Origin of the sequence: Bordetella genomosp. 8 (assembly GCF_002119685.1) — a bacterium.
GTDB lineage: Bacteria > Pseudomonadota > Gammaproteobacteria > Burkholderiales > Burkholderiaceae_B > Bordetella_C.
Genome location: NZ_CP021108.1, coordinates 5,968,447 through 5,981,217, shown reverse-complemented (window position 1 = coordinate 5,981,217; position 12,771 = coordinate 5,968,447). Strand labels below are relative to the sequence as shown.

10 protein-coding genes are annotated in these 12,771 nt (G+C 66.2%); 8 read left to right on the top strand and 2 right to left on the bottom strand.

Features of this window, described 5'->3' with window-relative positions; all coding sequences use genetic code 11:
- Positions 1–14: 14 nt before the first annotated feature.
- From CAL12_RS27065 to CAL12_RS27040, 6 genes are all read left to right on the top strand, one after another.
- Entirely contained in the window at positions 15–677 is a 663-nt protein-coding gene (locus tag CAL12_RS27065; protein ID WP_198298534.1) for a DUF502 domain-containing protein, read from the top strand.
- Between the two features lie 92 nt (positions 678–769).
- Entirely contained in the window at positions 770–2,557 is a 1,788-nt protein-coding gene (gene aspS, locus CAL12_RS27060; RefSeq protein ID WP_086067438.1) for an aspartate--tRNA ligase, read from the top strand.
- 20 nt (positions 2,558–2,577) lie between these two features.
- The gene (locus tag CAL12_RS27055) at positions 2,578–3,438 is read left to right on the top strand and encodes an endonuclease/exonuclease/phosphatase family protein (protein ID WP_086067437.1); all 861 of its coding nucleotides are present in this window, start codon (positions 2,578–2,580) and stop codon (positions 3,436–3,438) included.
- Positions 3,435–4,676 (top strand): cardiolipin synthase ClsB, encoded by a 1,242-nt coding sequence (clsB, locus tag CAL12_RS27050; protein WP_086067436.1) that lies wholly within the window; start codon positions 3,435–3,437, stop codon positions 4,674–4,676. The genes CAL12_RS27055 and clsB overlap by 4 nt, the downstream gene beginning before the upstream one ends.
- A gap of 150 nt (positions 4,677–4,826) precedes the next feature.
- The gene (locus tag CAL12_RS27045) at positions 4,827–7,331 is read left to right on the top strand and encodes a 3-hydroxyacyl-CoA dehydrogenase/enoyl-CoA hydratase family protein (protein WP_086067435.1); all 2,505 of its coding nucleotides are present in this window, start codon (positions 4,827–4,829) and stop codon (positions 7,329–7,331) included.
- A 94-nt stretch (positions 7,332–7,425) separates the two neighbouring features.
- Entirely contained in the window at positions 7,426–8,625 is a 1,200-nt protein-coding gene (locus CAL12_RS27040) for an acetyl-CoA C-acyltransferase (RefSeq protein WP_086067434.1), read from the top strand.
- Positions 8,626–8,707: 82 nt separating this feature from the next.
- Here the strand turns inward: CAL12_RS27040 and CAL12_RS27035 are convergent, their stop codons facing one another.
- Both CAL12_RS27035 and CAL12_RS27030 read right to left on the bottom strand, forming a co-directional pair.
- Positions 8,708–9,589 carry a DMT family transporter gene (locus tag CAL12_RS27035; protein WP_086067433.1) on the bottom strand — a complete coding sequence of 294 codons (882 nt, stop codon included), beginning with the start codon at positions 9,587–9,589 and terminating at the stop codon, positions 8,708–8,710.
- 86 nt (positions 9,590–9,675) lie between these two features.
- Complete coding sequence (locus tag CAL12_RS27030; protein WP_086067432.1) at positions 9,676–10,245, bottom strand: SRPBCC family protein; 570 nt, start codon at positions 10,243–10,245, stop codon at positions 9,676–9,678.
- Positions 10,246–10,671: 426 nt separating this feature from the next.
- On the opposite strand from CAL12_RS27030, the gene CAL12_RS27025 reads away from it, so the two are divergent.
- Both CAL12_RS27025 and CAL12_RS27020 read left to right on the top strand, forming a co-directional pair.
- Complete coding sequence (locus tag CAL12_RS27025; protein ID WP_086067431.1) at positions 10,672–11,784, top strand: MraY family glycosyltransferase; 1,113 nt, start codon at positions 10,672–10,674, stop codon at positions 11,782–11,784.
- Positions 11,781–12,770 carry a glycosyltransferase family 2 protein gene (locus tag CAL12_RS27020; RefSeq protein WP_232464644.1) on the top strand — a complete coding sequence of 330 codons (990 nt, stop codon included), beginning with the start codon at positions 11,781–11,783 and terminating at the stop codon, positions 12,768–12,770. The genes CAL12_RS27025 and CAL12_RS27020 overlap by 4 nt, the downstream gene beginning before the upstream one ends.
- The last annotated feature ends 1 nt before the right edge of the window (position 12,771 follow it).

Here is a 12,771-nt window from a genome sequence, read left to right as displayed (position 1 = left end):
TCTCCGTCATGGCGATGCGCATCTTCAAGAAGTACTTCATCACGGGCCTGCTCATCTGGGTTCCGCTGGTGATCACGGTGTGGGTGCTGGGCGTGCTCATCGCCACGCTGGAAGGCTTCGTTCCCGGCTTCCTGTCGGCGGAGTCGCTGTTCGGCGTCGACATCCCCGGGTTCCGCTTCCTGCTGGTCATCCTGGTGGTCCTGCTGACGGGTGTCTTCGCCGCCAACCTGCTGGGCCGCACCATGCTGGACCAGTGGGAAAAACTGCTGGGCCGCATCCCGCTGGTGCGTTCCATCTACAACTCGGTCAAGCAGGTCAGCGATACCGTGCTGGCGCCGAACGGACAGGCGTTCCGCCAGGCCGTGCTGGTGCAGTATCCGCGGCATGGATCCTGGACCATCGCCTTCCTGACCGGGATTCCCAGCGGCGAGGTCGCCACGCATCTTCCCGGCGACCATGTCAGCGTGTACGTTCCCACCACGCCCAACCCGACGTCCGGCTTCTTCCTGATGATGCCGCGCACCGAGGTCGTCGACCTGCACATGAGCGTGGATTCCGCTCTGAAGTACGTCGTTTCCATGGGGGTGGTGGGGCCGCCCCCGCCAGTGGTCCCTGAGCCGACCGCCGAAATCCCCACCGCGCCCGGCGTCCGCCAGCGCGGGGAGGACGGCCCCTGAACAGAATCCGGGCGGGCATGCGGCCCGCCCTTCGATCCATTATCGTGACGCTCCAAGGCGCCCCAACAAAGTAGAAACGGAGTCATCCCGCAATGCGTACCTGCTACACCGGCCAGGTTTGCCGCGACCACCTCGGTCAAACCGTTACCCTGTACGGCTGGGTAAACCGCCGCCGCGACCACGGCGGGGTCATCTTCATCGACCTGCGCGACCGCGCCGGCCTGGCGCAGATCGTTTTCGACCCCGACAACGCCGCCTTCGCCACGGCCGAACGCTTGCGCAATGAGTTCTGCATCCGCGTCACCGGGCTGGTGCGCCCGCGGCCGGAAGGCACCGCCAATCCGGAACTGGCGTCCGGCGAAATCGAAGTGCTGTGCAAGGAAGTGGAAATCCTCAATCCTTCCGTCACGCCGCCTTTCCAGCTGGACGACGACAACCTGTCGGAAACCACGCGCCTGACGCATCGCGTGCTGGACCTGCGTCGCCCGCAGATGCAGCGCAACCTGATGCTGCGCTATCGCGTTTCCATCGAAGTGCGCAAATTCCTGGATTCCCTGGGCTTCATCGATATCGAAACGCCCATGCTGACCAAGAGCACGCCGGAAGGCGCGCGCGACTACCTGGTGCCGTCGCGCGTGAACGCGGGCCAGTTCTTCGCGCTGCCGCAGTCGCCGCAGCTGTTCAAGCAGATGCTGATGGTGTCGGGCTTCGACCGCTACTACCAGATCACCAAGTGCTTCCGCGACGAAGACCTGCGCGCCGACCGCCAGCCGGAATTCACCCAGATCGATTGCGAAACCTCGTTCCTGAACGAAGTGGAGATCCGCGAGATCTTCGAAAGCATGATCCACCACGTCTTCAAGGTGGTACAGAACGTCGACCTGCCGCAGCCTTTCCCCAGCATGACCTGGACGGAAGCGATGCGCCGCTACGGTTCGGACAAGCCCGACCTGCGCGTGTCGCTGGAATTCACCGACATCAGCGACATCATGCGCGACGTCGATTTCAAGGTGTTCGCGTCGGCCGCGGCCACGCCGGGCAGTCGCGTGGTGGCCCTGCGGGTGCCTGGCGGCGGTGCGCTGTCGCGCAGCGAGATCGACAGCTACACGCAGTTCGTCGGCATCTATGGCGCCAAGGGCCTGGCCTGGATCAAGGTCAACGAAGCCGCCAAGGGCCGTGACGGCCTGCAGTCGCCCATCGTCAAGAATATCCACGACGCCGCGCTGGCCGAGCTGATCAAGCGTACCGGCGCGCAGGATGGCGACATCATTTTCTTCGGCGCCGACAAGGAAAAGGTCGTCAACGATTCCATCGGCGCGCTGCGCGTCAAGATCGGCCACAGCGAATTCGGCAAGACCTCGGGGCTCTTTACGCCCGGCTGGCGCCCGCTGTGGGTCATCGACTTCCCCATGTTCGAGTACGACGAGGAAGAAAGCCGCTACACCGCCGCCCACCACCCCTTCACCAGCCCCAAGGACGGCCACGAGGACTTCCTCGAAACCGATCCCAGCAAGGCCTACGCCAAGGCGTACGACATGGTGCTGAACGGCTGGGAAATCGGCGGCGGCTCGGTCCGTATCCACCGCGAGGAAGTGCAGAGCAAGGTCTTCCGCGCTCTGAAGATCAACGCCGAGGAAGCCCGCCAGAAATTCGGCTTCCTGCTGGACGCGCTGCAGTACGGCGCGCCGCCGCACGGTGGCATCGCCTTCGGCCTGGACCGCATCGTCACCATGATGAGCGGCGCCGAGTCGATCCGCGACGTGATCGCCTTCCCCAAGACCCAGCGTGCCCAGGACCTGCTCACCCAGGCGCCTTCGCCCGTGGACGAAAAGCAGCTGCGCGAACTGCATATCCGCCTGCGCAACGCGGAAGTGAAGTAACCGTGCGGTAAGCCGGCGCCATGTCCGTCCTGCGCATCGTCAGCTACAACATCCACAAGGGCCGTTCCGCGCTGGGCGCGCGGGACTCCCTGAAGGAGCTGCGCCTGGGCCTCTACGGATTGCGCCCGGACCTGGTCTTCCTTCAGGAAGTCCAGGGCCGCAACGAACACCGTGGCGTGCTGGATGCGCAACATATGTCGCTGGCGGCCGCGCTGCACATGGAGATGTGCTACGGCCGCAATGCGGTGCGCGACCAGACCGACCATGGCAATGCGCTGCTGTCGCGCTACCCCATCCTGGAGCACGAGAACCAGGATATCTCCGACCACCGGCTGGAACAGCGCGGCCTGCTGCACGCCACCATCGGCGTGGGCAATCGCGAGGTGCATTGTTTCGTCGTTCATCTGGGCCTGTTCGCCGGCAGCCGCTCGCGGCAGATCCAGGCGCTGGTGGATCGCATCGACCGCATGGTGCCGGCTGGCGCCCCGATGCTGATCGCGGGCGACTTCAATGACTGGAACGACCGGCTGGCGCCGCTGTTCGTCGAACGCCTGGGCGTCTATGAAGTGTTCTCCCACGCGCCCCGGCTGGTCGGCGGCGAAGGTCCGCGCCTGCGCGAAGGCATGCGCCGCTTGAGCAATGTGCTGCGCGGCGTGCCCAACAGCCTGGCCATGCTGGAACGCAACAACCAGCTGACCATGGACGGCAGCCTGCGCATCGTGCGGCCGCCGCGCACCTTCCCCGCGGTGTTTCCCTGGTTTCGCCTGGATCGCATCTACCAGCGCGGTTTCGGCGTGCGCAGCGCGCGCGTGCTGCGCGGGCGCGCCTGGGCCAAGCTGTCGGATCATTCGCCCCTGCTCGCGGAGCTCGAATTGCCGTGAGGTCCAAGCCGTTGCGCTTGCATTGGTCGGACGGCAACGCCATCCAACTGCTGAAGAACGGCGCGGAATTCTTTCCGGCGCTGTGCGACGCCATCGATGCGGCCCGCACCACCGTGCATCTGGAAACCTATATCTTCACGCTGGATCGCACGGCGCGACGCGTCCTGGACGCGCTGGCGCGCGCCTGCGAGCGCGGCGTCAAGGTGCGCGTGGTCATCGACGGCTTCGGCAGCTGGGAGTGGGTGGACGAGGTCCGGCGCCGCCTGATCGATGCGGGCGCGCAGTGCCGCATCTTCCGGCCCGAACCGGGCTGGCCGCAAAGGCTGCTGTTCTCGCGCAACAGGTTGCGGCGGCTGCATCGCAAGGTGACCGTGATCGACGGGCGGGTCGCCTTCGTCGGCGGCATCAACATCGTCGACGATTACGACGATCTGGATCCCGGTGACGGGATCGCCGCCAATCCGCGCTTCGATTACGCTGTGGAAGTGCGTGGGCCGCTGGTCGCGCATGCGGTACACGCGCAGGACCTGCTGTGGATACGCCTGAGTCCCGCCGCGCTGCGCCGCGGCGAACGGGAACGCGAAACGCGCCGCCTGCGCCGCCTGTACGGCCCGCCGCCGGACCGAGCCCTGGGCGTGGCGTCCGGCCAGGCGCGGGGCGGCCTGCGCGCGGCCTTCGTCCTGCGCGACAACCTGCGCTGGCGGCAGACCTTCGAACGAGCCTACCTGTATGGCATCAACCGCGCCCGCCGCGAAATCCTGATCGCCAATGCGTATTTCTTTCCGGGCTTGCGCTTTCGCCGCGCGCTCAAGCGGGCCGCGGCGCGTGGCGTGCGGGTGCGCCTGCTGCTGCAGGGCAAGGTCGAATACCGCCTGCAGTACTACGCGACTCACGTGCTGTATGCCGATCTGCTCAATGCCGGGATCGAAATCTACGAATACATGCCCAGCTATCTGCACGCCAAGGTGGCGGTCATCGACGACGTCGCCACGGTGGGCTCGTCCAACCTGGATCCCTTCAGTCTGCTGCTGGCGCGCGAAGCGAACGTCGTCGTCGACGATGCCGCCTTCGCGCGCGCGCTGTACGACAGCCTGGAACAGGAAATCGCCCGCGGCGGCCGGCTGGTGCGCGCCGCCGACCATAGCGGGCGCGGCTGGCTGCGCCGGCTGATGGACAATGCCGCGTACACCATGCTGCGCATCGGCGTGGCGTTGACAGGGCAGTCCTCGCGGTACTGAAGGCAGCGCGGTGGCGCCCATATCGGACCGGCCGGCTTCGCGTGGTTCGCCGGGGTGTCGCTCCATCGCGAGATCCGACACAATGGGGTCTGGCCGTTCGCTGACACCGCGGCGGACGGCACGACCCCGGCACCGCAGGAGACACAGGCCATGACCCTCGTTGGCGACATCCCATCCGTATCGCGCTCCGGCGCGAACGGACATAACGACCTGCAGGGCGACGGCCCCGCTCGCATCCGGCGGATCGCGGTGCTGGGCGCGGGCGTCATGGGCGCGCAGATCGCCGCGCACTGCGTCAACGCCGGCGTCCCGGTCGTGTTGTTCGATCTCCCCGTCGATGGCGGCGATCGCAGCGCTGTCGCCCGCAAGGCCATCGCCGGCCTGCAGCGCCTGAATCCGGCGCCGCTGGCTCTGCCCGAGCTGGCGGCGCACATCGAGCCGGCCAACTACGACGAGCACCTGGCGCGTCTGCGCGAGTGCGACCTGGTGATCGAGGCCATCGCGGAACGCCTGGACTGGAAGCGCGATCTATACCAGCGCGTCGCGCCCGCGTTGGCGCCGCATGCCATCCTGGCGACCAATACGTCGGGCCTGTCCATCGCCGCGCTGGCCGAGACCCTGCCGCGGGACCTGCGGCCCCGCTTCTGCGGCGTGCACTTCTTCAACCCGCCGCGCTACATGCCGCTGGTCGAACTGATCCCCGCCGCGGACACCGAGTCCCGTCTCCTGGACAGGCTGGAGACCTTCCTGGTGTCGGATCTGGGCAAGCGTGTCGTGCGCGCCAAGGACACGCCCAATTTCATCGGCAATCGCATCGGCGTATTCGGCATCCTGGCGGCCATGATCGAGGCCGACCGCCATGGCCTGAGCTATGACGTCGTCGACGAATTGACGGGTGCCCGCCTGGGCCGCGCCAAATCCGGCACCTTCCGCACCGCCGACGTGGTGGGCCTGGATACCCTGGCCCATGTGATACGCACGATGCAGACCGGCCTGCCCGACGATCCCTTCCGCGCGGCGTTCGCCACGCCCCCGGTCTTGACGGCGCTGCTCGACCAGGGGGCGCTGGGCCAGAAGTCGGGCGCCGGTTTCTACCGCAAGGACGGCAAGGCCATCCTGCGCCTGGATCCGGCGTCGCGGCAATACGTGCCGGCCGACGGCACGGTGGACGCATCGGTCGCCGCCGCGCTGGCGGAACGCGATCCCGCGCGGCGCCTGCGCGCCTTGCGCGAATCGACTCATCCGCAGGGCAAGTTCCTGTGGGCCCTGCTGCGCGACACCTTCCATTACGCGGCGGTCCATCTGGCCGACATCGCCCACACCGCGCGCGATGTCGACTTCGCCATGCGCTGGGGCTTCGGCCACGCGCAAGGGCCCTTCGAGGTCTGGCAGGCTGCCGGCTGGACCACCGTGGCGCAATGGATACAGGAAGACATCGACAACGGACTCGCCCTGTCGGCCGCGCCGCTGCCGGATTGGGTCCTGGGCGGCCTGGTCGTACAGGACGGTGGCGTGCATACGGGCACCCGGCGCACGGGAGGCGAGCAGCCGGACGGGGCCTCCTGGAATCCGCATGAAGGCGTCTTCCAGCCCCGCCGCGACCTGCCGGTGTACCGCCGCCAGCTCGCGCCGCCGCGCCTGGTGGGCGAACCCGACCAGGCGCCCGGACGCACGGTGTTCGAAAACGAGGCGATCCGGCTCTGGACCCTGGTGGAAGGCCATGGCTACCGCGACGTGCTGATCGCTTCGTTCAAGACCAAGATGCACACCATCAGCCCTGCCGTCACCCAGGGACTGCTGCATGCCGTCGATCTGGCGGAAGCCCGCTACCGCGGCTTGGTGGTGTGGCAGGATCGCCCGCCGTTTTCCGCGGGCGCCGATCTCCAGGCCATGCTGCCGGCCTTCATGCAGGGCGGCCCCGCCGCCATCGAGCCGCTGGAGCGCGACCTGCAACGCGTGGCGCAACGGTTCCGCCATGCCCTGGTACCCACCGTCGTTGCCATGGCAGGGCTCGCGCTGGGCGGAGGCTGCGAAATCGCGGTGCATGCCGCGGCCCGCGTGGCCCATCTGGAAACCTATATCGGCCTGGTGGAAATCGGCGTCGGCCTGGTGCCGGGCGCGGGCGGCCTGGCGTATTGCGCGCGCCGCGCCGCCGAACAGCGCGCCGCCACCGCGCCGGACATGCCCTTGCTGCCGTTCCTGCAGAAATTCGCCGAAGCCGTCGCCACCGCCAAGGTCTCGCGTTCCGCGCTGGAGGCACGCCAGATCGGTTACCTGCGCGAGTCCGATCCCATCGTCATGCATGAGGACGAAGTCCTGTACGCCGCCATCCGCCATGCCGCCGCGCTGGCCGATACCGGCTGGCGGCCGCCGCTGGATGCGCCGTTCCCGGTGGCGGGCGCGGACGGCGCCGCGACGCTGTCCGCCCAACTCGTCAACCTGCGCGATGGCGGCTTCATTTCCGAATACGACTACGAACTCGCGCGCAGCGTCGCCCACGTCATCTGCGGCGGCGATGTCGATCCGGGCACCCTGGTGGACGAGGAATGGATGCTGGCGCTGGAACGCCGCGCTTTCCTTCGCCTGTTGGGCAATCCGCGCACGCATGAGCGGATCATGGGAATGCTGAAGACCGGCAAGCCGGTGCGCAATTAGCCATGCCCGCATCGAAGCGCAGCCCGCGTATCGCCCGACGGCCTACGTAGCCACCGCAGCCATCGCAGCCACCGCACACGAAAGGAACGCCGACATGACCCGAACCCTGCAAGACGCCTATATCGTCGCCGCCACCCGATCGCCGGTGGGCAAGGCCCCCAAGGGCGCGCTGCGCAACACCCGGCCGGACGAACTGCTGGCCGACATCCTGCGCGCCGCGCTGGCCCAGGCCTCTACGCTGGACCCCGCCGCCATTGATGACGCCATCATCGGCTGCGCGCGGCCGGAAGGCGCGCAAGGCCTGAATGTCGCGCGCATCGCGGTCCTGCTGGCGGGCCTGCCGGACCGCGTACCGGGCATCACCGTCAACCGCTTCTGCGCGTCCGGTCTGAGCGCCATCGCCATGGCCGCCGACCGTATCCGCGTTGGCGAAGCCGATGTCGTCATCGCCGGCGGCACCGAGTCGCTCAGCCAGGTGCCCATGATGGGTTTTGCCCCCTCGTTTTCGCCGCGCATCTTCGCCGATGACGAAGACGTCGGCATCGCCTACGGCATGGGCCTGACCGCCGAACGCGTGGCCGCCCAATGGAAGGTCACGCGCGAAGCCCAGGACGCCTACGCCCTGCGTTCGCACCAGCGTGCCATTGCGGCGCAGGATGCCGGCGAATTCGACGCCGAGATCACGCCCGTGCCCGTCGTCGCGCGCCAGGCCGACCTTCAATCGGGCGAGATCGCCATCGCGCAAGGCGAATTCCTGCGCGACGAAGGGCCCAGGCGGGATACCTCCATCGAAGCCCTGGCACGCTTGAAACCCGTGTTCGCGGCGCGTGGCAGCGTCACCGCGGGCAACAGCTCGCAGACCTCCGATGGCGCCGGCGCGCTGATCCTGGCGTCCGAGCGTGCCGTGCGCGATCACGGGCTGACGCCGCTGGCCCGCTTCGTATCATTCGCGGTGCGCGGCGTGGCGCCCGAACTTATGGGCATCGGCCCGCGCGAGGCCATCCCGGCCGTACTCAAGCAGGCTGGCCTGAGCCAGCAGGATATCGACTGGATCGAGCTGAACGAGGCCTTCGCCGCGCAATCGCTGGCGGTCATCGGCGATCTGGGACTGGATCCGGAGAAGGTGAATCCCCTCGGCGGTGCGATTGCCTTGGGCCACCCCCTGGGCGCCACCGGCGCCATCCGTGCCGCGACCGTCGTCCACGGCCTGCGGCGGCGGCAGGCGAAATACGGGATGGTGACGATGTGCGTGGGCACCGGAATGGGGGCGGCCGGGATATTCGAGCGGGTGTAGCGGGCATTGGCGCCGCTGCGCCGTCGGTGCTCGTTCCCCGGGCCCCGCTGCACGCGCAGCGGTGGGGGGAACCCCGGCTCGTCTACGCGCGCGCGGTCCTGGGCCGTCCCACCAGGCCCAGCGACAGCGCCGTGCCGACCAGGATGACCGCGGCGCCCAGCAGCATCGTCGCGGTCACGGTTTCATCCAGCAGCAGCGTGCCCCATAGCACCCCGAACACGGGCACCAGGAAAGTGACGCTGACGGCGGCGGTCGGGCCCACGCTGGCGATGAGCCGGAAGAACATCACATAGGCGATCGCGGTGCACACCAGCGCCAGGGCGATCGTCGCCGCCCAGGCCTGGGCCGAAACCGGCTCCGCTGGCCACGTCCAGATCGCGAACGGCATCAACAGCAGGGCCGCGCTGACCATGCTGCCGGTCGCGCCGCTCAGCGCATCCACACCCGCCAGGTAGCGCTTGGTGCTGTTGGCGGCCACGCCGTAGCACAGCGGCGCCAACAAGGCGGCGATCACCGGCAAGCCCGTCCCGCCGTCGCTGAAATCGAACTTGTCCCAGACCAGCACCACGATGCCCATGAATCCGATGGCCAGTCCCGCCACCCTGCCGGCCGGCAAACGGTCGCGCAGCCATATCCAGCCTATCACCGCGCCCCACATCGGCGTCACGGCGTTCGATACGGAAAGGAAACCCGCGCCCAGCCGCTGAGCCGCGTAGCCATACAGGAGAAAGGGCAGGGCGGCGTTGAAGGCGCCGACCCAGAGTATCGGCTTCCAATGCCGCAACATCGCTCGTATTCCGCCGCGCCACGCCAGCACGGCCAGCAGCGCCAGCGCCGCCAGGCCTACCCGCAGTTCCATCAAGGGAGCAGGCCCGAACTCCGGGACCCCGATGCGCATGAACAGGAAGGAGCCGCCCCAGACGGCGGCCAATACGAGCAGGTCTATCAGGTCACGGCTGCGCATGGATCGACGCGGGTATGCCAGAGAGGGAACGCAGCATACACCTTCCGCCGGGCTGGGGGCGCTCCGGTTATTGCCGCGGCCGGTGCTCAGGTGAAGAACGTGTGATAGCCCACGAACGCCAGGATGAGCACGGTGACGACGGCCCAGGACCAGCGCGAGTTCCGCAAGCCGTGCGCTTCCGATGGCGGGGGAGGCGGGGGCGGCGCCACGTGCGGCTGCGCCGCCATGTGGTCGATGAAGTTCAGGAAGAACTTTTGGACGATTTTCTCGGCGGCCTTCAGCAGCGTGCCTTCGCCAACTTCGGCCAGCTTGCCGCCGGCCATCGCGGCCAGCGTGTATGAAAGCCGAGTCCCATGGTCCTTGGGCGTCAGGTTCACCTGGGCCGTGCCGATCGCCAGGCCGGCGGCGTTGCCCTTGCCTTCGAAGACCAGGGTACAGCCGTGCGGCGCGTTGACGTCCGACAGCAGGACTTCACCCTGGTAGTCGGCGCCCAGGCCGGCGACCTTGGCGCGCACTGTAAAGGCATATTCCGTCGGGGACCGGCATTCGACTTCCACGCAGCCGGGTATGCACTTGCGCAGGACCGCGCAATCGGTCAGTGCGTCCCAGGTCTGATGCTGGGTAGAAGGAATCCATTGAGCATCGGAAATGCGCATGGCTGTCTCCTTATATTTGGCCTTCTAAGGATCATTTTGGACCTGATTGCTGCGAAAGGCTACGGGGTGGAATACTCAACCGGTGCCGGGTTGCAACTGAACTTGCGCTGACCGGGAGACCTTAGGCGACCAGAAATATAACTAAATACGTCAAATGTAACTAAAATAATTGCCGCGTTCCACGCTGACGCGGCAGCGGCGCGTCAGCAGCGAGGAATAAGCGTTTGCAGCCAAATTTTTGTATTGACTCAGTGACATACGGAAAGCAGGCAGCTGGAAAGGCCGGGGAGGAAAAAGAAGTAAAATCGTTGCGCCATCAATGGGGTAACGATGAGCTGCGCCGGAATAGACTTCCGTTCGCACGAAATGGATTCGTGCAGCCAACCCTGAAAACCGGAAAAGAGTCTTAGGGGTAGGTAATACTCGATGCTTTATGTGTCCATCGCCTTTCTCGCGTCTGCCGCGTTCACGCTCTTGACGCTCAGGCTCGGACATTGGCACTTGCGCTATACCGGCGATACGGATTTGACGGGCGTGCAGAAGTACCACGTCCGGCCAGTGCCCCGCGTGGGCGGCATCGCCCTGGTGGTCGGCATGCTGGTGGTCGCGGGCGCCGCCGGGTGGCGCGAGCCGGCGCTGGTCAAACCGCTGCTGCTGCTGCTGCTGCTGCTCTGTAGCCTGCCGGCCTTCCTGGGCGGGCTGGCCGAGGATCTGACCAAGCGCGTGCGGGCCATCTGGCGCCTGCTGCTCGCCATGTTGGCCGGTACGCTGGCTTTCTGGCTGTTGAACGCCGCGGTGCTGCGCCTGGACATCATCGGCATCGACTGGCTGCTGCAATTCTGGTTCGTTTCGCTGCTGTGCACGGCTATCGCCGTCGGCGGCGCGGCGAATGCCATCAATATCATTGACGGCTACAACGGCCTGGCGGCGGTGGTTTCCATCATGATTCTCGCCGGTATGGCCTATGTGTCCTTTTACCTGGGCGATCGTCTTCTGGTGGTGGCGTCGATCGGAATGATGGGGGCGATCGGCGGATTTTTGATTTGGAATTACCCACGCGGCCTTATTTTCCTCGGCGATGGCGGGGCATATTTCATCGGTTACATGATAGGCGAATTATCCATATTGCTGCTGTATCGGCACCCGCATGTTTCCGCGTGGTTTCCGCTGCTGCTTTGTATTTACCCCGTGTTCGAGACCCTGTTTTCGATTTATCGCAAGCGCTGGTTGCGCGGCCGTTCGCCCGGCATGCCGGATGGCGTGCATCTGCATATGCTCGTCTATAAACGCCTGGTGCGCTGGGCGGTCGGTTCGACCGAAGCGCGCCATAAAACACAGCGCAATGCGATGACATCTCCCTATCTATGGGTATTGTCCTCGCTCGCCGTCATTCCGGCCGTGCTCTTCTGGCAATACGAATATGTGTTGATGGGATTCGTCGCTGCGTTTTCCATCGTCTACATCATGCTCTATCGAACGCTGGTGCGTTTCGCCACGCCGCGTTGGCTGATGGTGAAGAAAGAGGCGGACGAGTCTTGAGCGCCGCCACCATCAGCGCTTCCAGTGCGGTGCTGGACGGCCCCGCGGCCGCGCCCGCTGTTGCCGTTGGCCACGTCGCCATCCTGCTTTGTTCCTACAATGGGGAGCGCTTCCTGCGCGAACAGCTCGATTCGATACGGGCGCAGACCCACACCGACTGGAAGGTGTGGGTTTCGGACGACGGATCCAGTGACGGCACGTTGAAAATCCTCTCGGAATATAGGCAGGCCTGGGGGTCGGACAGGCTGGAAGTGCTGCGCGGCCCTTCGCGCGGCTTCGCGGCCAATTTCCTGTCCCTGGTCTGCCGCCCGGAGATCGACGCGGACTATTTCGCGTACGCGGACCAGGACGACGTATGGGCGCCGGAAAAGCTGGCACGCGGCCTCGCCGGACTGCGGACGCTGGCAGTCCATGAGCCGGCGCTCTATTGCGCGCGCACCGAACTGGTCGACGAGCAGGGCGCGGCGCTGGGGCTTTCACCTCTCTTTACACAAAAACCGGATTTCCGGAACGCACTTGTGCAGAATGTCGGCGGCGGCAATACCATGGTGTTCAACGCGGCGGGCAGGCAAGTCCTGATGGCGGCGGGACCGGACGTGGACGTGGTCGCGCATGACTGGTGGACCTATCTCGCGATCACGGCGGCCGGCGGCGGGGTCGTCTATGACCCCGTGCCCAGCCTGTTGTATCGTCAGCATGGCGGCAACCTGATTGGTTCCAATCAGGGATTATCGGCGCGGCTGCTCAGGCTGCGCATGCTCATGCAAGGGCAACTGCGCCGGTGGATAGACGCCAATGTGGCCGGCATACGCCGCATCAAGGCGCAATTGCCGGCCGCGCAGCAGAAAATCTTCCTGGAATTCGATGCATCCCGGCACGGTGGTATCGTACGCCGCCTCGTCGGGCTGAAGCGTTCGGGCGTGTACCGGCAAACCCTTGCCGGCAATATCGGTCTTATCGTGGCCGCTTTTTTCAAGAAACTATAGA

Coding starts and splice junctions, on each gene's coding strand:
- CAL12_RS27065 (WP_198298534.1), top strand. CDS start 15: ATGCGCATCTTCAAGAAGTACTTCATCACGGGCCTGCTCATCTGGGTT.
- aspS (WP_086067438.1), top strand. CDS start 770: ATGCGTACCTGCTACACCGGCCAGGTTTGCCGCGACCACCTCGGTCAA.
- CAL12_RS27055 (WP_086067437.1), top strand. CDS start 2,578: ATGTCCGTCCTGCGCATCGTCAGCTACAACATCCACAAGGGCCGTTCC.
- CAL12_RS27045 (WP_086067435.1), top strand. CDS start 4,827: ATGACCCTCGTTGGCGACATCCCATCCGTATCGCGCTCCGGCGCGAAC.
- CAL12_RS27040 (WP_086067434.1), top strand. CDS start 7,426: ATGACCCGAACCCTGCAAGACGCCTATATCGTCGCCGCCACCCGATCG.
- CAL12_RS27035 (WP_086067433.1), bottom strand. CDS start 9,589: ATGCGCAGCCGTGACCTGATAGACCTGCTCGTATTGGCCGCCGTCTGG.
- CAL12_RS27030 (WP_086067432.1), bottom strand. CDS start 10,245: ATGCGCATTTCCGATGCTCAATGGATTCCTTCTACCCAGCATCAGACC.
- CAL12_RS27025 (WP_086067431.1), top strand. CDS start 10,672: ATGCTTTATGTGTCCATCGCCTTTCTCGCGTCTGCCGCGTTCACGCTC.